Below are 16,106 nucleotides of genomic sequence, written 5' to 3' on the forward strand. Positions count from 1 at the left end.
TGGCGCTGGAGATAATCTGTCTCCAGAAAATACCTGAATTAAAAAGCCTGATCAGAAGCCAAGTGATTTCGCATTCTCTGGTGTTACTTCCAGAATTTTATTAAAGCGAATCACTTTTTTATCCATATCTACGTCAGCTTTCCCCAGCCCTTCGATAGTCAGATCTTTGGTGACTTCTTTACCCTGCAACAGCTGATCAGCGACCGTTACTAAGGCATAGCCGGCATCTTTTGGATCCCACAGCAGCGCTTTCTTAATATCACCGCGCATTAAATACGGAGCAGCTTGAGCGGGCATAGCGATACCAACAACGGCGATTTTATTTTTAGCGCGTTTCTGTTGAACCGCCTGACCCGCACCAATCGGGCCGAGCGAACCGAAACCGATAATCCCTTTCAGGTCGGGATAGGTCTTCATTAAATCCAACGTGGTGGAGTATGACTTATCAATATTTTCTGCCACCGGCAGGCGAGACGTTACTTCATGCATATCCGGGTACTTTTCTTTCTGATATTTGATCGCAGCATCCGCCCACGCGTTATGCAGCGGCACAGTCAGGGATCCGACATAAATGGCGTACCCTCCTTTGCTACCCATATCTTTTGCCAGTTCATCCATATTGGCTTCAGCATATTTCTGGCTGTCGATGGTTTCGATATCCCATTGCCCAATTTGCTGGTCCGGCGATTCATGGGTTAATACCACGATGCCCTGGTCACGCGCTTTCTTTAATACCGGCTCCAATACTTTGGCATCGTTTGGCACCACGATGATGGCGTCGACTTTTTTAGCAATCAAATCTTCAATCACTTTGACTTGCTGGGCCGGGTCTGGAGTGGAGCCGCCGACTTGATAAGCGTTGACATCCAGTTTTTGCGCGGCTTCTTTCACGCCGACTTCCATGCGGGTAAACCATGGAATGCCGGTGACTTTGGCGACCACGGCAATATCGTAAGGCTTAGCGGCGAAAGTGGGTGTTGTGAATAACATGCATGCTGAAACCACACATGCACTGACTAATGCGAGGTTAAATTTCATTGCGATACCTTTCTTATGATGTTTTGCAGTAGGGAGCGGACGGTTGGTATTCAATTCACACTCAGAGATTAACTGAAGGAGACACCGGTTTTCGCATGATTGTGATCAAAATGTGAACAATGCCCAAATTTGTTAAATTTTGGGCTCATTTATGTTAATAAAAAGTAAATAAATACTCTTTCCTTTCCTGAAACCTGAATTTCAGAGGTGTTTATCCAATTTTATTAACAATTTATTTTCAATTAAGAAACAAAAGAGAAATGTTTGACCGCGTCGTATCTTTCTTGCAGCGAAGAAGGCGGTGCCAGAAATTTTATTTGCACGGAATGTGAACAGCAGCGCATTCCTGGCGATTTTAAGATTCCGAAAACGACGTTTCCCGATCGACGTCATTTTCATCCTCACCAGATATGAGCCTTGTCACAAAATACGTATGACGTTTTTAGCCCTCAAAAAGTAACGCTAATAAGTGAGGGGCTGTTAAAGGCCCGTTACAGCTTGTTAATGAAATTGTTAGCGCGGATTCATGCGTCAAACGCATCAACCCATGAGTTTATTGCGCTTATATAGTTTGTTTTGCTCATCCAGTCTGCAGAAACAGGCGCTGTAAAACGCCAATAACAAACTGGAGATAACCATGCATTCCTCTAACCTACCCATGACGGCCCGAACCCGATGCAGTGCGATACTGCGGGTGACTTCTGGCAACTTTCTGGAACAATTCGATTTTTTCCTTTTCGGGTTTTATGCCACTTATATCGCCCATACTTTCTTTCCGGCCAGCAGTGAATTTGCTTCGCTGATGATGACCTTTGCGGTCTTTGGCGCAGGGTTTTTAATGCGTCCGGTCGGCGCGATTGTGCTGGGCGCGTATATTGACAAAGTCGGCAGACGTAAAGGGCTCATTGTTACCTTGTCGATCATGGCGGCGGGGACCTTCCTGATTGTTCTCATTCCGTCTTATCAAACGATTGGGCTCTGGGCACCCTTTTTAGTGCTGTGTGGTCGCTTATTGCAAGGCTTCTCAGCGGGCGCAGAGTTAGGCGGCGTATCCGTTTATCTGGCAGAAATTGCCACGCCCGGCCGTAAAGGTTTTTACACCAGCTGGCAATCTGGCAGCCAGCAAGTGGCCATTATGGTGGCAGCGGCCATGGGCTTTGCACTGAATGCGGCTATGGAAGAAAGCACCCTTAGCGAGTGGGGATGGCGTCTGCCTTTCCTGTTCGGCTGCCTGATTGTTCCGTTCATCTTTGTTCTGCGCCGTAAACTGGAAGAGACCGAAGCGTTTACCGCCCGCCGCAATCACCTGGCGATGCGTGACGTGTTTAAAACGTTGTTAGCGAACTGGCAGGTTGTGATCGCCGGAATGTTGATGGTCGCCATGACCACCACCGCGTTTTATCTGATCACTGTATATGCCCCTACCTTTGGTAAAAAAGTGCTGATGCTGAGCGCTTCTGACAGCCTGCTGGTGACTCTGCTGGTGGCGATATCAAACTTCTTCTGGCTACCGGTTGGGGGTGCCCTGTCAGACCGCTATGGCCGTAAACCTGTATTGGTGACCATGGCGGTGCTAGCGCTGATTACTGCCTATCCGGCTCTTAGCCTGCTTGCTGAAGCGCCCAGCTTTTCCATGATGCTGACAGTGCTGTTGTGGCTCTCCTTCCTTTACGGTCTGTATAACGGCGCGATGATCCCGGCGTTAACAGAGATTATGCCGGTAGAGGTGCGAGTTGCAGGCTTCTCTCTGGCCTACAGTCTGGCTACGGCTATTTTCGGTGGATTTACGCCAGTCATTTCAACTGCACTGATTGAGTACACCGGCGATAAAGCTTCACCCGGCTACTGGATGAGCTTTGCTGCAGTATGTGCATTACTGGCCACCTTCTATTTATACCGTCGCAGCGCGTTATCACTTCAAACCGCTGGTTAGTTCCGGAAAGACATCATGAAAAAAATACATCGTTCACTTCTCGTTACGCTGTTAGTGAGTTCCGTTAGTTTTTCAGCGGCGGCCAAAGATGTCACCGTTATGATTTCGGGCGGATTTAAAGCGGCGCTGGAAAAACTGGCCCCACAATTTGAAGCAAAAAGCGGCGACAAGATCATTTTGATCTCCGGTCCTTCGATGGGGAGAACGCCTCAGGCGATTCCCGCGCGCCTGGCGCGCGGGGAGAAGGCGGATGTGGTGATTATGGTCGGTGATGCGCTGAAAAACCTGGAGAAGGATAACTGGCTTCAGCCGGGTTCGCGCGTTGAGCTAGCCGACTCTTCAATTGGTATGGTCGTTAAAGAAGGTGAGCCTAAACTCAATATTAAAACGGATGCAGATCTGCGTAATGCCCTTTTGCAGGCCAAATCTATTGCTTATTCTGACAGTGCCAGCGGCCGGTATGTCAGCAGCCAACTGTTTAAAAAACTGGGAATAGAAGACCAGGTAAAAACAAAAGCGCATAGGGTAGAGCGCATTCCGGTGGCATCCGAAGTGGCTAAAGGCACTTATGCCGTCGGTTTCCAACAAGTGAGTGAATTGCTACCTGTGCCGGGCGTCACCTTTGTGGGTGAACTGCCTGAAGATGTGCAATACGTTACCCGCTTTGCCGGTGCGGTGACCGCCAAAGCAATAAACGGGCAGGAGGGCAAAGCGTTACTCAACTTCCTCTCTTCGGCTGAGGCGCAAGATACTGTGCGCGCTACCGGATTGCGATCGGTGACGGCTGAACTGCCGGTTAAACAACACGATACTGTTCAGTGATCAACTTCTCTAACTCAGCTGCAATGTAGGATTGCATACGGCCACTGCGCCTGATCAGGCCAACCGTACGCTTTACCACCGGCTCAGTGAGTGAAAGGTGTGTGAGTACTGAATGCTCTGACATCGGCATTGACATAGCGGGTACGGCAGCCATGCCGATACCCGCTTCAACCATACCTAGCATGGTGGTCACATGACGGGTTTCGCAGATACTGGGGCGCTCAGGAACGATGTGATCCAGCATCTTATCAAGTAGATGGCGGTTACCGGAGGTCTTATCCAGCTCAATGTAATCCTGCTGATAAAACTCTCGCCAGGTCAGGTTTTTTTTATTGGCTAATGGATGATCCCGCCTGCAGGCCGCCACGTAGACATCGCTCGTCAAGGGTATAAATTCGATAGTGGTTTGCAAATCTCTGGCGAAACAGATGCCGAAGTCTGCCTGACCACTGGCTACTGCTTCAATGACGTTTCCAGCGCTACTATCAATGATTTTCACACGCACTCGTGGATAGCGTGTCTGGAAACGGCGGATAACATCGGGCATAAAATAGTAGGCTGCCGAGGGCACAGTGGCAACGGTGACCAGCCCTACACGATCCTGACTCACCTTATTAATATCCGCTAATACCAGTTCAACATTCGCCAGCAGCTGATCTGAGCGTTCAGCAAAGGTTCGTCCATACAGTGTCAACGTGACACGCCGGGTCGTTCTGTCGAACAACTTGATCCCTAACGCGGATTCCAGCTTTTCTATCCTACGACTCAATGCTGACTGAGAAAGGCAGATGGACTCAGCGGCAAGCCGAAAATTACTGTATTCAACCAGCGCACGGAAGGCATAAAGATCGTTAAGGTCAAAGTTTACAGGCATAGCAGCAGACAGTCCTTTGGAGCCAGCGGGTGTTCAAAGGGGCAATGATAGCCACATTATTGATTACGGTAACCACGTCTTACCTACAAATGTTATTACTTTTCATGTTGGCAAATAATTTTGTCATGAAATGGTCATGATTTCCCCGCCAGCATTTCTGGCAGCGTGCTGCGTTGCCGGAACCACGCGGCAAAAAAGCCGACGATAATGCAAAACTCGGCAATATCTCCGCCGTAATACATCCACTGCGCAGCCTGCTGAATTTCTTCAGAGCTGGCTAAGGTTCCATCTGGATATCCGTAACCGTACATCAACTTAGCGAGAATGCCGTGAGCGGCCGTGGCAAGAAAAATCGCCATCAGACGAACTGACCTTGATGGGCGGTGTGGCGCGGGATCGGGCCCGGCGACAGACCAGGTAAACAGGTAGCCGGAGAGGACAAAATGCAGATGAAGAAAGATAAACAGGGCGGGAATGGCCATGCTCAACGCATATAACGGAGTGAGATAAAGAAGATACATCCCGCCAATATCCAGCGAAGCAGCGGTAAATGGATGGATTAAAAAGCGTATCGGGCGGGTGCGAAGAATAGCCATCATAGCGCGCGCCCACCGTGCGGATAGAGTGCGTAATATCAGTGAGCCGGGCGCCCCAAATACCAATCCGAGAGGTCCAAACATACCAAGTAACAGATGCTGCAACATATGACCGCTTAAGTCATGATGCGCCCAGTTAGTCAAAGGCGGCAGCATGGATGCCACGATCATAACGATGCCGGCTGTAAAGCTGGCCATGCGCCAGGCGCTCCAGTGGGCAACCCGGCGTAAACGGACAGCGGCGATCAAATAAAAAAAGAGGATGACAGCTGGAGCTATGACCAAAAGAATAAATAGCGCGACTGAATGTGACATCCCTACAGGATGCATCATGGGATCCACGGATTAAGCTTCCGTCTTAGCGGATAGAGCAGAGCGCGCGTGACGATAAATCACGAAGCCTGCTACCAATAACAGCACAGCAGACAGATTCCAGATAAGGTCATAAAGCAGCACGTTATCAACGTAGCGGATCTGATGCAGCCTGAGCAGTTTGTGATCGACAATCCCATCAAACAGCTGAAAAGCCCCCAAACCCACAATGAATCCCGCCCACGCTGCCGTGCGGTTGAGTTTTCCACGGCTTCGCAGGTCCGCAAACATGAAAAAACCAAGCACGAAAAGAATCAGCTCGCCTGCGTGCAATAATCCATCTGAAAGCAGGCTAAACGCGGGTGTGCCCCAGTCAAAGAAGTGATGCCAGGCCAGAATCTGATGAAATATCACTTCATCAATTGCCGCCATCATACCGATACCCAGTGGAAGGGTGGCTATGAATGAACGTTTCAGGTCGGGATTAGGACTGGAATTTAAAGTTGGCACTACGTTCTCCGGGCAAAAGTTAAATTTTACTTAAGAAGCTTAGATGATAATTCCACCAGCCCGAACGGAATCATCGAAAGCGATTTTCCAGAGATTCCGCTGAGGTTGTGATGATATCAATCAGGCCTTGAAGCGATGTGAAATTGTGACCAAAATATCTACTGGTCACTCATCGTTTACATCAGCTCACCGAGCAAAGTTGAAATATGACAGAGAAAAAAACTACCGCCGCCACGCGTGGGCCTTCCGACCACACTATCCGCGATCAGATTGTGGCTGCTGCAATGGAATACTTTAGCCATTACGGCTTCGAGAAAACCACGGTATCCGACCTCGCACGATCCATAGGTTTCTCCAAAGCCTATATTTATAAGTTTTTCGGTTCTAAGCAGGAAATCGGTGAAGTCATCTGCGCCAATTGCCTTATGGATATCACGGAAAGGCTGAACGCTGCGCTGGAGCAGTCACCTTCCGCCACGGAAAAAATAAAGCAGCTGTTTCAGACGCTTGCTGTGGCAGGCTGCGAGCTGTTTTTCCGCGAGCGTCGGCTGTATGACATCGCCGCCGCTTCCTCGCGTGAGCACTGGCCTGCTGCTGTGCAATATGAGGATTCCCTGCGTGAAATCGTGCTCGCCATCCTGCGCGCAGGACGCACTGCCGAGGAATTTGAGCGTAAAACGCCGCTGGATGAAACGGCCGCTGCCGTCTATCTGGTACTCAGACCTCTTGCCGATCCACTCCAACTGCAATCCTCACTTGATACGGCCAGAGAAGATGCAAGCCAATTGGCTGCATTAGTACTTAGAAGTCTCGCTCCGTAATTTGTGACCATTGACATAATTGGTCACTAGTCAGAGAATGGCGTCCTCATACTTTCCTTGAGTAAGGTAACCCATGCTCCGGCATCTCCCTTTGTTGTCCGTCATCTGCCTGCTGCCGGTCATTCTGACTGGCTGCGGCGAACCTCTATCAGCCGCTGACGATCCGCGCTCCCGGCCGCCACTCATCAGGACGGCGACCGTCGAGCCTGCGGCGGGTCAATCTCGCGTTTTTACCGGCATTGTGGCCGCACGTTTTCAGAGCGACCTGGGTTTTCGCGTGTCGGGCAAGGTGCTTGAGCGTCTGGTTGATAAGGGGCAAAGCGTCAAACGCGGCCAACTGCTGATGAGGCTCGATCCCGCTGATCTCGCGCTGCAGGTCCGCGCTGCGGAGGGTGCGGTAAACGCCGCCCAGGCACGCGCGCGCCAGACCGGCGATGATGAGAAACGCTATCGTGGATTGGTGGGTTCTGGCGCGGTATCTGCATCCTCTTACAGTCAGATTCGCGCAGCGGCAGATGCCGCGCGTGCCGATCTGAGCGCCGCGCAGGCGCAGGCACGCGTGGCGCTCAACGCCTCGCAGTATGCCGTACTGAGCGCTGATGCAGATGGCGTGGTGGTGGATACGCTGGCCGATCCAGGCCAGGTGGTCAGCGCCGGTCAAACGGTTGTGCGCCTCGCCCGTGCCGGTCAGCGTGAGGCGATGGTCAGTCTGCCGGAGACATTGCGTCCGCAGGTTGGATCGCCAGCCACGGCCATCCTGTATGGCAGTGGAATCGAGAACCATGCCAGGCTGCGCGAGTTGTCAGACTCGGCGGATGCAGCAACCCGCACCTACGAAGCACGCTATGTGCTGAGCGGTGCCGCAGCCGGTGCTCCACTGGGTTCAACCGTAACCCTGCGTATCCCGGAATCTGCGGCGACGCAAGAATCCTGGTCAGTACCGCTCAGTGCAGTGTGGGATGCGGGACGCGGTACTGGCGTCTGGCTGGTGGAAGGCAAACCCGCCAAAGTCACCTGGCGGGCCGTGACGCTGCTCGGCATCAGCGACGACAGTGCGCGCGTGTCGGGTCCGCTTCAGAGCGGGGAACAGGTGGCCGCGCTGGGCGCACATCTGCTGCATGAAGGTGAAGCCGTCCGCATCGGAACGCTTGGGTCGCAAGGAGCCGAGCCATGAGCCGCAATCGCTTTAACCTCTCGGCCCTCGCGGTGCGTGAACGATCGGTTACGCTGTTCCTGATCATTCTTGTTACGGTTGCCGGCATAGTGGCTTTTCTTGGTCTGGGAAGAGCGGAAGATCCCCCGTTTACCGTCAAGCAGTTGACGGTGATCACCGCCTGGCCTGGCGCCACCGCGCAGGAGATGCAGGATCAGGTGGCTGAGCCGCTGGAGAAGCGGCTGCAGGAGCTGAAGTGGTATGACCGCACCGAGACCTATACTCGTCCCGGAATGGCATACACCATGCTTTCCCTACAGGACAGCACGCCACCTTCTGAAGTGCAGGAGCAGTTTTACCAGGCACGCAAAAAGCTCAGCGATGAGGCGCGCAACCTGCCGGCGGGTGTGATCGGGCCGATGGTTAACGATGAATTCTCGGATGTGGTTTTTGCCCTCTATGCACTGAAAGCAAAGGGTGAACCGCAGCGATTTCTGTCTCGTGATGCCGAAAAACTCCGTCAGCAGCTGCTACACGTTGCGGGCGTAAAAAAAGTCACCATTACCGGCGAGCAGGCAGAACGTATTTATGTCTCCTTTTCCAGCGATCGCCTCGCTACGCTGGGCATTACACCGGAACAGATATTTAACGCCCTGAACGGGCAAAATGCCCTGTCACCCGCCGGTTCGATACAAACGCGCGGGCCCGAGGTGTTTATCCGCCTTGACGGTGCGCTGGATACGCTCGAAAAAATCCGCAACACGCCGGTCGTCTCCGGTAATCACACGCTGCGGCTTGTCGACGTGGCCAAGGTCGAACGTGGCTATGTCGATCCGCCCGATTTTCTCATCCGTAATGAGGGTGAACCTGCACTAATGTTGAGCGTGGTGATGAGGGAAGGCTGGAACGGTCTTGAGCTGGGTAAGGCGCTGGAACAAGAGGTCCGAAATATAAATAGCGACATGCCGCTGGGCATGACGCTCACCAACGTTTCCGACCAGGCGGTTAACATCAGTTCGGCTGTCGATGAGTTCATGGTGAAGTTCTTCGTGGCTCTGCTGGTGGTGATGGTGGTGTGCTTTGTCAGCATGGGCTGGCGCGTTGGCATCGTGGTTGCTGCCGCGGTTCCGCTGACGCTTGCCGTGGTATTTGTGGTGATGGCCGCCACGGGAAAAAACTTTGACCGCATCACGCTGGGTTCACTCATCCTCGCACTGGGTTTACTGGTTGATGACGCCATCATTGCGATAGAGATGATGGTAGTGAAAATGGAAGAGGGCTATGACCGCATCAAAGCATCGGCCTACGCCTGGAGCCATACGGCCGCGCCGATGCTCGCCGGCACGCTGGTAACCGCGATCGGCTTCATGCCCAACGGCTTTGCGCAGTCCACCGCTGGTGAATACACCAGCAATATGTTCTGGATCGTGGGGATTGCCCTGATTGCCTCGTGGGTGGTGGCAGTATTGTTTACCCCTTATCTGGGCGTGAAGATGCTGCCCGACATCAAGCCGGTGGCCGGTGGCCACGCGGCAATCTATAACACCCGCCACTACAATCGCTTTAGACGGTTGCTAACTAAAGTCATCGCGCATAAGTGGTGGGTGGCAGGCGCGGTGATTAGCTGCTTTGTGCTGGCCATCATTGGCATGGGGCTGGTGAAAAAACAGTTCTTCCCGACCTCCGATCGTCCTGAGGTGCTGGTTGAAGTGCAAATGCCTTACGGCACCTCAATAGAGCATACCAGCCAGACCACGGCGCGAATTGAGCACTGGCTGAAAAAGCAAAAAGAAACCCGCACGGTAACCGCGTATATCGGGCAGGGCGCGCCGCGTTTTTATCTGGCGATGGCCCCGGAATTGCCGGATCCCTCATTTGCCAAAATCGTGGTGCTGACCAATGGCGAGCACGACCGTGATGCGCTGAAGCAGCGTCTGCGAGAAGCGGCAGCAGATGGGCTCGCGCCTGAAGCGCAGGTGCGCGTTACACAGCTGGTTTTCGGTCCCTATTCGCCTTATCCGGTCGCTTACCGGGTGATGGGTCCCGATCCAGACGTACTGCGCCAGCTGGCCGCGAAAGTGAAAGTATTAATGCAGGCCAGCCCGATGATGCGCACCGTCAACACCGACTGGGGTTCACGTGTGCCGGTAATGCATTTCAGGCTGGATCAGGATCGGCTGCAGGCGATGGGGCTAACGCCTGCCGGAGCGGCTCGTCAACTGCAGTTCCTGCTAAGCGGGGCATCTATCACGGCGATTCGTGAAGATATCCGATCTGTGGAAGTGGTTGGTCGTGCAGCCGGAGAGGTGCGCCTCGATCCCGCGCGCCTTGACGCTCTGACGCTAGCCGGAGCCGATGGGCAGCGCATTCCACTCTCGCAACTCGGTGAAATCGACATCCGCATGGAAGATCCGCTGCTGCGCCGCCGCGACAGAACGCCAACCATAACGGTGCGCGGCGATATTGCTGACGGATTGCAGCCACCGGATGTCTCAAGTGCGTTGAGCCGGGAACTTCAGCCATTAATCGCGTCACTGCCGCCGGGGTACCGTATTGAACAGGCGGGCTCGATTGAGGAGTCGGGTAAAGCGACCAAAGCGATGCTGCCGCTGTTCCCAATTATGATTGCCCTGACGCTGCTGATCATCATCCTGCAGGTGCGTTCCATGGCAGCGATGGTGATGGTTTTTCTGACCGCGCCGCTCGGGCTGGTTGGCGTTGTGCCCATGCTGCTGCTATTCCAGCAGCCCTTTGGCATCAATGCACTGGTTGGGCTGATCGCGCTGTCAGGGATTCTGATGCGTAATACGCTGATCCTGATTGGACAAATCCATCAAAATGAGCGGGAAGGCCACGATCCTTTCAAGGCTATCGTTGAGGCAACGGTGCAGCGCGCCCGGCCGGTTCTGCTGACAGCGCTAGCGGCAATTCTGGCATTTATTCCACTGACGCACTCCGTGTTCTGGGGCACGCTGGCTTACACGCTGATTGGCGGGACGCTGGGCGGCACTATTATGACGCTGGTGTTTTTACCGGCGATGTATGCCATCTGGTTCCGTGTCAGGTAGGCTAATGCTGAAAAAAATCCCCGCCTGGAGCGGGGAAGGAAGTATGAACAATATGCAAAGACTCTCGCACGCTGTGCGTGCTGTGTGTAACCTTCGTACCAAGTATGAAGCGATAAAAGAGTAGTAGCAGTATTTAACGCCTGCAACTCAGGTCCACAAATAAAAATGAAAAGGCTCGGGCACGAGGCCATTATCACTTCAATCATCACAGCAATGGTTTGGTGGACAGTCCTGAAATCACTGCCTGGCTTCGTTTATCCTCGTCAGTAAAACCCGAGCGTTTTTTTCAACGTGGTCATTTTAAAAATGAGAAATCGATTAATAAATGGCATTTATTTGGAATAGCCAAATAAAAATTATCAATTATCTTGATGATTGAGTTCATAAATAACCGAAGCGGTTTCATTTTGATAAAGATGCAATTTAAATGACTGTAATAGGAGCTAAAATAAAAAAATATAACCCGTGCATTTTTTTTAATCTCCTATAAATTGACCCAGCGGTACTCTCCGCACGTAACGAATGATGCTTTGCATCGCCTCTGAAAGCGTTAGAGATTTCCACTTTCAGAGGTCATTTTTTCCTGCCATAAAAGTCCAATCCTTTTTTACTTGCCCTATCTCATATTAAATATTCATCAATTCACGCCAATAAAGCTGTACAACATTGCGAACATTGTATAAGTTTACTGCATGACGATCTGATTAAATTATGAACACGTGAGGTTTCCTTGCAACAGAACCTGGGAAAATGCCATTCAGTAAATGATATTGCAGCGTTTTTCAGCCGCAGCTCTCTCTCTTCTCAACACTAAATGTTGAACAGAGAGTGATATGAAAAATCACCATGAACAAAAGTTGAGTGATCTTCTCATCGGCGAGGCGGTAATAGCATTGCTGCGCGAAAAAGCCGGCATCTCGCGACGTGCGCTCCTCTCGAAGCTTGAATGTATGCTGAAAGCTGAAAAGGATGAAGAACGTGCGCGCGTAATACTTCTCGCTACGCAGGATGTTAAGAAAGAAATTGCCGAGAGTGAATCCCCTAAAGTTGGAGACCGGGAGCACATGGCAAATTTTGATATAGACAAATTCGGTAATGACGACTCAACCCGACATTAACGCCGGCTAAGGGCTTAAGTGCGTGGAAGAGAGACAAAAAATGCGCAACTCATTAAGGATATTTTATGCAGCAGAATACTATCGAGTCAGACCTGCAGAGTTATTTACACAGCACCGGTGACCAATATGCACAGGAAAAAGAAGTCATTGGTATCATCGTAAAGTCATTGATCGCAGAGAGAGGAAGAGTAACGAACAAGGCCATCATTATGAGTCTGATAGCGGAGCTGGAAAGTGCGACAGATATTGAGCAACTCGATGTGCTGCGCAACTGCCTTGAAATCGTTGTAGGCCGTACGCCTAATGATGATGATTAATAAAACCAATCTATTCTATTTGCCTATCAGCGGGGAGAGTTGTGTCAATTCCCCGCTTTTCTGACCGCTACATCCATATTAAAAATACTGATCCTCATGTCCCTGAGACTTTACTCACCAGTAAAAAAATGCCCAACGTTCTTCTTCACCCGGAGTAAAGCCCACCACCATTTTTAACGCATTGAGTAGCGCGTCAAGTTGCAGCGGGTCAGTGGTGTTTTCAATTTCCGAGATGAAGTACAAAATAATGGCGCTATTGGAGACACTCTTACCCTGACTCTCAAGCGTCTGGATGGCGGAGTCAATCAGTGTCTTCTCCGCAGAAAGGTTGTCACCTGCGTTTTGGAGATAGTCAGTAATGTCTATTTCGCGGGACGTTTGCTGTGCGCTTTGTTGCATTTTCTCTCCTTGTGATCAGATATTTCTGCGGCAACGTTTGAAAGATGTTTACGCTATTGCGTTGGGTGTTGGCTAAACAAACCCATGCTTTCTGGGCTATTTACCCAGTTAAAAGTCATTCAAAACTAAATTTAGCGCATATTTCTGTTATGGCACGCCTTTCATGGATAAAAATTCATTAATGAGCGGTTTAAAGCCTGAATCCCTTCGACGGGATCGTGACTGGCTTATCTCGCCAACAGATAAAACTTAGCGATCGAACAGCATGCCGATTAATGTCTGATAATGGCGTTCTTCTTCTTGAGTGGCTGCGACTTCGAGACGTCTTAACAGTTTAGTGCAGATAGCCTTACGATTAAGGTTCTTGCCTGCCCGAAGGATTTCGACAACAATTTGACCTAGCGTTTCTTGCTGAGTTGGCGCGCTTGCTTTGCTAAAATAATGTGCAATATCGCTGGCTGTATCGGGAAATTTAGAAACACTCTGACGCATGCGAACCTCGTAAAAGTTGGGATAGTCGATTCTGTCTGAACATAAAGTTAGACAATCTTTTAAAACTTGTACAGGATTAATTTATCTGTACAGATTTTCTTTTTAAGCAAAAGATGCTTATCCTTTTTATTCAGGTAGTTATGTTTGGTTGTGAGATCAGCTGTCGGGTTCTGGTTGTTGAAGATAAGGGTAAATTTGTACAAAGAGAGAGGGGGCGATTAACTGGAGGAGGGGGTATTGAAAGGTTCAGGGAATGAAGTCTGTTTAACTCACTTACTTATCGACATAATGCGGAGCGCCCTGAGGCGCATCCTCTGCCTGAATCAACGTTAGTCACCCATTAACGATCATTGTTGATAGGGCGTAAATGTCTGGATGCTGAAAGCCAACGTAGCTCTTCGCGGTTTCGTGGGGAGGTTTCGACAAAGGCTTTTAGCCAGCGTCTGGCGTCGGCTATCTGAGCAAGTCTATTGTCGCTGGCATCGCCTTCGGCCATGGTGCCCAACTCAATGATGAGGGAGTGAATGTTGATTTCCTTCTGACTCACAGCAAGATTAATCACTGCCTCGCCAATAATGATATGGCCTTGTTCTTCGTCATGAAATAACACTGCGTTTCCTCCAATATTTTCGATTACCGTAGAAATAGTGTAGTAACAAACTTCCTTAAGGTCTTTAAGATTGTTTAGAGATTACGGTTTATCAAATTTTGCATGTTAACGTTGCTGCTCAACTTGCTGATAATTATCTTAAATTATGCCAGATGTAAACGCATTGCTTGATGATAAAGAAAAGTCTCAAATTTCGAGGGAAAATAATGAAATCGTTTTCAAGATAAAACTTGCCTCAATTAATGAAGATTTTGATACGTAATTTGGGAATGGGAAATGAATATTGCCAAATGACAGGTGGGGATTAATTAAGGAAGGGGAGAGTGTCGTCCCTGACATTTTCTCCAGCCGGTACACGTTAAACGCGACCGTTGAGGTCATCTTCGTCGTCGTCTTCCGGCCAGAGCCGGACTACGTCCTTAGGCGTCAGTTCGTTTCGTCGTTCAAGCCTGCAAGCGTTTGCAGGTATGGCACGTTATGGACAGCGCGATCGGGCTCTTCGAAACTCTTCAGCCATTTTGTGGCTTCAGAAATATCAGACAACCTTGCCTTGCTGCCGCCTGCATTTGCCATATGTTCCAGTTCGTCAATCAGTGATTGTACGCTGACAACTCTCTGTCCCAAGGCAATACTCAGTGCCGCTTCGCCAATAATGACGTAGCCTTTCCCGTCGTGTTGAAAAGACATTAACCATCCTCCATTTTCACGTTTATGACAACCTCGACTTAAACTGTAGGCGCTATGACGGATTTAGCTAAAGGTTAATTCCTAAAAGTCATGAAATCTTAGATTTATATATTTTCTAAGTGACTATTCACTGCCGTTATTAGGTGCTAATGCAGGGTGATATTATGTACAATTTTGCATGAAAGAGGTTTAATGTTAAAGGTGTTAAGCGCTTCTCAATGATGGATATTGACTCGGTGAAATAATGGTAAGGCACTACAAAAAGGGCTGATATATTTAATTCTAAAGTAATCCATGAACAGCTGTATAAATATGAAAGCGCAAGGATGCAATAAAACCCTTTGCAGGTAACGATATTGGTTTCGTTACATTTACGGATAGCCAGCTTATTACGCGGAAGTTGGCGGACACCAGCTGCATATTATGCACCGCGCTGTTATATCTGGAGCCCCACCCAGCCATAGCGTATCCACAAGACGTGCGTCTGTAGAACTTTCATGGATTACACCGATGTACAGTTAGCCCGAGTAGCAACTAATAACCATGGACGGATGTGTTCAGTGTGCAGTCAGAGTGATGTGTTTCCACTAATAGGTCTAACGGGATGCGGCAGAAAAAGTGTCCGCAGAACTGTTGCCTAAAGGGCATTCAGCAGTTTGTAGATCTCATTTACAACCTGCATGGTTGCGTGTTCGAACATCCTTTCGTTACGGCATAAAACCCAGCCGTGTTCAGCAACGACTCGCTCGAACGACTGAGTACAAGCGACATGATCTTCCAGCTTAAGCATCACCGTACTACTTAACCCGCGCGTTCTGGCCGCGGCCCTTGCCCATGAAATTTCAGGCGCAGTAACAACCCCGACATGTAGGTCCGGCTCTTGCACGTTTCGATCAATGTTTAACTGTAAAATCTCAGCAAATGGAACCATCCGGCGAAACGCGGCATCAGACGGGTACCAGCGATCCATCAAAATGATGCTGTCCGGTGGCTGTTTAGTCAGCACATGTTGGGAAATCCATGCACGGCTATCAGCAAAGCGCGCACAAACTTCCCACTCTAAATCCATGGAGGGATTTCTGGCCAGCCTATTCACCAGAGCCATTGTTTCTCTCCTGAAGGGATCGCTTTTTTTCTCGCAAAGCCGGATTACCTTGATGTTATCAGCCCTGAGTACTTTCGTGATGGCTTCCAACAGCGTGGTTTTGCCAACCCCTTTGGGCCCGTCCAGAGAAACAAACAGCGGACGGCTCATAGTTGAAATGACGGGTGATGTAGCGTTTGTGTGAAATTCAAATCGGGCAAAAGCATCCTATTTCCTTCTTATTAACCGGTGTCCACTTTCTACGTCCGGTG

General features: G+C 50.2%; 16 protein-coding genes. 7 read left to right on the forward strand and 9 right to left on the reverse strand.

The window, feature by feature from the left end; translation table 11 throughout:
- Window positions 1–51 precede the first annotated feature (51 nt).
- Window positions 52–1,038, reverse strand: coding sequence for an autoinducer 2 ABC transporter substrate-binding protein (locus tag K5Y30_RS17075; protein WP_110867101.1), 987 nt, complete (start codon window positions 1,036–1,038; stop codon window positions 52–54).
- A 637-nt stretch (window positions 1,039–1,675) separates the two neighbouring features.
- On the opposite strand from K5Y30_RS17075, the gene K5Y30_RS17080 reads away from it, so the two are divergent.
- Window positions 1,676–2,971, forward strand: a complete 1,296-nt coding sequence (locus tag K5Y30_RS17080) for an MFS transporter (protein ID WP_222212377.1) — start codon at window positions 1,676–1,678, stop codon at window positions 2,969–2,971.
- A gap of 15 nt (window positions 2,972–2,986) precedes the next feature.
- Entirely contained in the window at window positions 2,987–3,793 is an 807-nt protein-coding gene (locus K5Y30_RS17085) for a substrate-binding domain-containing protein (protein ID WP_222212379.1), read from the forward strand.
- Here the strand turns inward: K5Y30_RS17085 and K5Y30_RS17090 are convergent.
- The 3 genes from K5Y30_RS17090 to K5Y30_RS17100 form a co-directional block, all read right to left on the reverse strand.
- Complete coding sequence (locus K5Y30_RS17090; protein WP_110867105.1) at window positions 3,768–4,667, reverse strand: LysR family transcriptional regulator; 900 nt, start codon at window positions 4,665–4,667, stop codon at window positions 3,768–3,770. The two genes, K5Y30_RS17085 and K5Y30_RS17090, sit on opposite strands and share 26 nt — an antisense overlap.
- A gap of 134 nt (window positions 4,668–4,801) precedes the next feature.
- Entirely contained in the window at window positions 4,802–5,596 is a 795-nt protein-coding gene (locus K5Y30_RS17095; protein WP_255606691.1) for a cytochrome c oxidase assembly protein, read from the reverse strand.
- A gap of 12 nt (window positions 5,597–5,608) precedes the next feature.
- The gene (locus K5Y30_RS17100; protein ID WP_222212381.1) at window positions 5,609–6,085 is read right to left on the reverse strand and encodes a DUF2243 domain-containing protein; all 477 of its coding nucleotides are present in this window, start codon (window positions 6,083–6,085) and stop codon (window positions 5,609–5,611) included.
- 206 nt (window positions 6,086–6,291) lie between these two features.
- Between K5Y30_RS17100 and K5Y30_RS17105 the strand changes: the two genes are divergently transcribed.
- The 5 genes from K5Y30_RS17105 to K5Y30_RS17125 all read left to right on the forward strand — a co-directional run bounded on the left by K5Y30_RS17105 (window position 6,292) and on the right by K5Y30_RS17125 (window position 12,562).
- Window positions 6,292–6,906 carry a TetR/AcrR family transcriptional regulator gene (locus K5Y30_RS17105; protein WP_222212383.1) on the forward strand — a complete coding sequence of 205 codons (615 nt, stop codon included), beginning with the start codon at window positions 6,292–6,294 and terminating at the stop codon, window positions 6,904–6,906.
- A 73-nt stretch (window positions 6,907–6,979) separates the two neighbouring features.
- Window positions 6,980–8,080 carry an efflux RND transporter periplasmic adaptor subunit gene (locus tag K5Y30_RS17110; protein WP_222184131.1) on the forward strand — a complete coding sequence of 367 codons (1,101 nt, stop codon included), beginning with the start codon at window positions 6,980–6,982 and terminating at the stop codon, window positions 8,078–8,080.
- The gene (locus K5Y30_RS17115) at window positions 8,077–11,127 is read left to right on the forward strand and encodes an efflux RND transporter permease subunit (RefSeq protein WP_222212385.1); all 3,051 of its coding nucleotides are present in this window, start codon (window positions 8,077–8,079) and stop codon (window positions 11,125–11,127) included. Before K5Y30_RS17110 ends, K5Y30_RS17115 begins: the two co-directional genes overlap by 4 nt.
- An 833-nt stretch (window positions 11,128–11,960) precedes the next feature.
- Window positions 11,961–12,245 (forward strand): hypothetical protein, encoded by a 285-nt coding sequence (locus K5Y30_RS17120; protein ID WP_192235276.1) that lies wholly within the window; start codon window positions 11,961–11,963, stop codon window positions 12,243–12,245.
- Window positions 12,246–12,310: 65 nt separating this feature from the next.
- A complete protein-coding gene (locus tag K5Y30_RS17125; RefSeq protein WP_101761239.1) occupies window positions 12,311–12,562 on the forward strand; it encodes a biofilm development regulator YmgB/AriR family protein in 252 nt (83 codons plus the stop codon).
- A gap of 114 nt (window positions 12,563–12,676) precedes the next feature.
- Here the strand turns inward: K5Y30_RS17125 and K5Y30_RS17130 are convergent, their stop codons facing one another.
- The 5 genes from K5Y30_RS17130 to K5Y30_RS17150 form a co-directional block, all read right to left on the reverse strand.
- Window positions 12,677–12,961, reverse strand: coding sequence for a biofilm development regulator YmgB/AriR family protein (locus K5Y30_RS17130; protein WP_101761240.1), 285 nt, complete (start codon window positions 12,959–12,961; stop codon window positions 12,677–12,679).
- A 249-nt stretch (window positions 12,962–13,210) separates the two neighbouring features.
- Complete coding sequence (gene ycgZ, locus K5Y30_RS17135; protein ID WP_101761241.1) at window positions 13,211–13,453, reverse strand: regulatory protein YcgZ; 243 nt, start codon at window positions 13,451–13,453, stop codon at window positions 13,211–13,213.
- Window positions 13,454–13,793: 340 nt separating this feature from the next.
- On the reverse strand, window positions 13,794–14,063 hold the full coding sequence (locus K5Y30_RS17140) for a hypothetical protein (RefSeq protein WP_192414575.1): 270 nt from the start codon (window positions 14,061–14,063) through the stop codon (window positions 13,794–13,796).
- 426 nt (window positions 14,064–14,489) lie between these two features.
- Window positions 14,490–14,750, reverse strand: coding sequence for a hypothetical protein (locus K5Y30_RS17145; protein WP_192235272.1), 261 nt, complete (start codon window positions 14,748–14,750; stop codon window positions 14,490–14,492).
- Between the two features lie 637 nt (window positions 14,751–15,387).
- A complete protein-coding gene (locus tag K5Y30_RS17150) occupies window positions 15,388–16,005 on the reverse strand; it encodes a dTMP kinase (protein ID WP_222212387.1) in 618 nt (205 codons plus the stop codon).
- Window positions 16,006–16,106: the final 101 nt, after the last annotated feature.

Source organism: Pantoea sp. DY-5, assembly GCF_019795955.1.
Classification (GTDB): Bacteria; Pseudomonadota; Gammaproteobacteria; order Enterobacterales; family Enterobacteriaceae; genus Pantoea; species Pantoea leporis.

Bases quoted from the DNA above. Each gene is read 5' to 3' on its own strand.
- ycgZ (WP_101761241.1), bottom strand. From the start codon at position 13,453: ATGCGTCAGAGTGTTTCTAAATTTCCCGATACAGCCAGCGATATTGCA.
- K5Y30_RS17125 (WP_101761239.1), top strand. From the start codon at position 12,311: ATGCAGCAGAATACTATCGAGTCAGACCTGCAGAGTTATTTACACAGC.
- K5Y30_RS17090 (WP_110867105.1), bottom strand. From the start codon at position 4,667: ATGCCTGTAAACTTTGACCTTAACGATCTTTATGCCTTCCGTGCGCTG.
- K5Y30_RS17130 (WP_101761240.1), bottom strand. From the start codon at position 12,961: ATGCAACAAAGCGCACAGCAAACGTCCCGCGAAATAGACATTACTGAC.
- K5Y30_RS17145 (WP_192235272.1), bottom strand. From the start codon at position 14,750: ATGTCTTTTCAACACGACGGGAAAGGCTACGTCATTATTGGCGAAGCG.
- K5Y30_RS17075 (WP_110867101.1), bottom strand. From the start codon at position 1,038: ATGAAATTTAACCTCGCATTAGTCAGTGCATGTGTGGTTTCAGCATGC.
- K5Y30_RS17150 (WP_222212387.1), bottom strand. From the start codon at position 16,005: ATGAGCCGTCCGCTGTTTGTTTCTCTGGACGGGCCCAAAGGGGTTGGC.
- K5Y30_RS17085 (WP_222212379.1), top strand. From the start codon at position 2,987: ATGAAAAAAATACATCGTTCACTTCTCGTTACGCTGTTAGTGAGTTCC.
- K5Y30_RS17105 (WP_222212383.1), top strand. From the start codon at position 6,292: ATGACAGAGAAAAAAACTACCGCCGCCACGCGTGGGCCTTCCGACCAC.
- K5Y30_RS17080 (WP_222212377.1), top strand. From the start codon at position 1,676: ATGCATTCCTCTAACCTACCCATGACGGCCCGAACCCGATGCAGTGCG.
- K5Y30_RS17095 (WP_255606691.1), bottom strand. From the start codon at position 5,596: ATGATGCATCCTGTAGGGATGTCACATTCAGTCGCGCTATTTATTCTT.
- K5Y30_RS17110 (WP_222184131.1), top strand. From the start codon at position 6,980: ATGCTCCGGCATCTCCCTTTGTTGTCCGTCATCTGCCTGCTGCCGGTC.
- K5Y30_RS17115 (WP_222212385.1), top strand. From the start codon at position 8,077: ATGAGCCGCAATCGCTTTAACCTCTCGGCCCTCGCGGTGCGTGAACGA.
- K5Y30_RS17120 (WP_192235276.1), top strand. From the start codon at position 11,961: ATGAAAAATCACCATGAACAAAAGTTGAGTGATCTTCTCATCGGCGAG.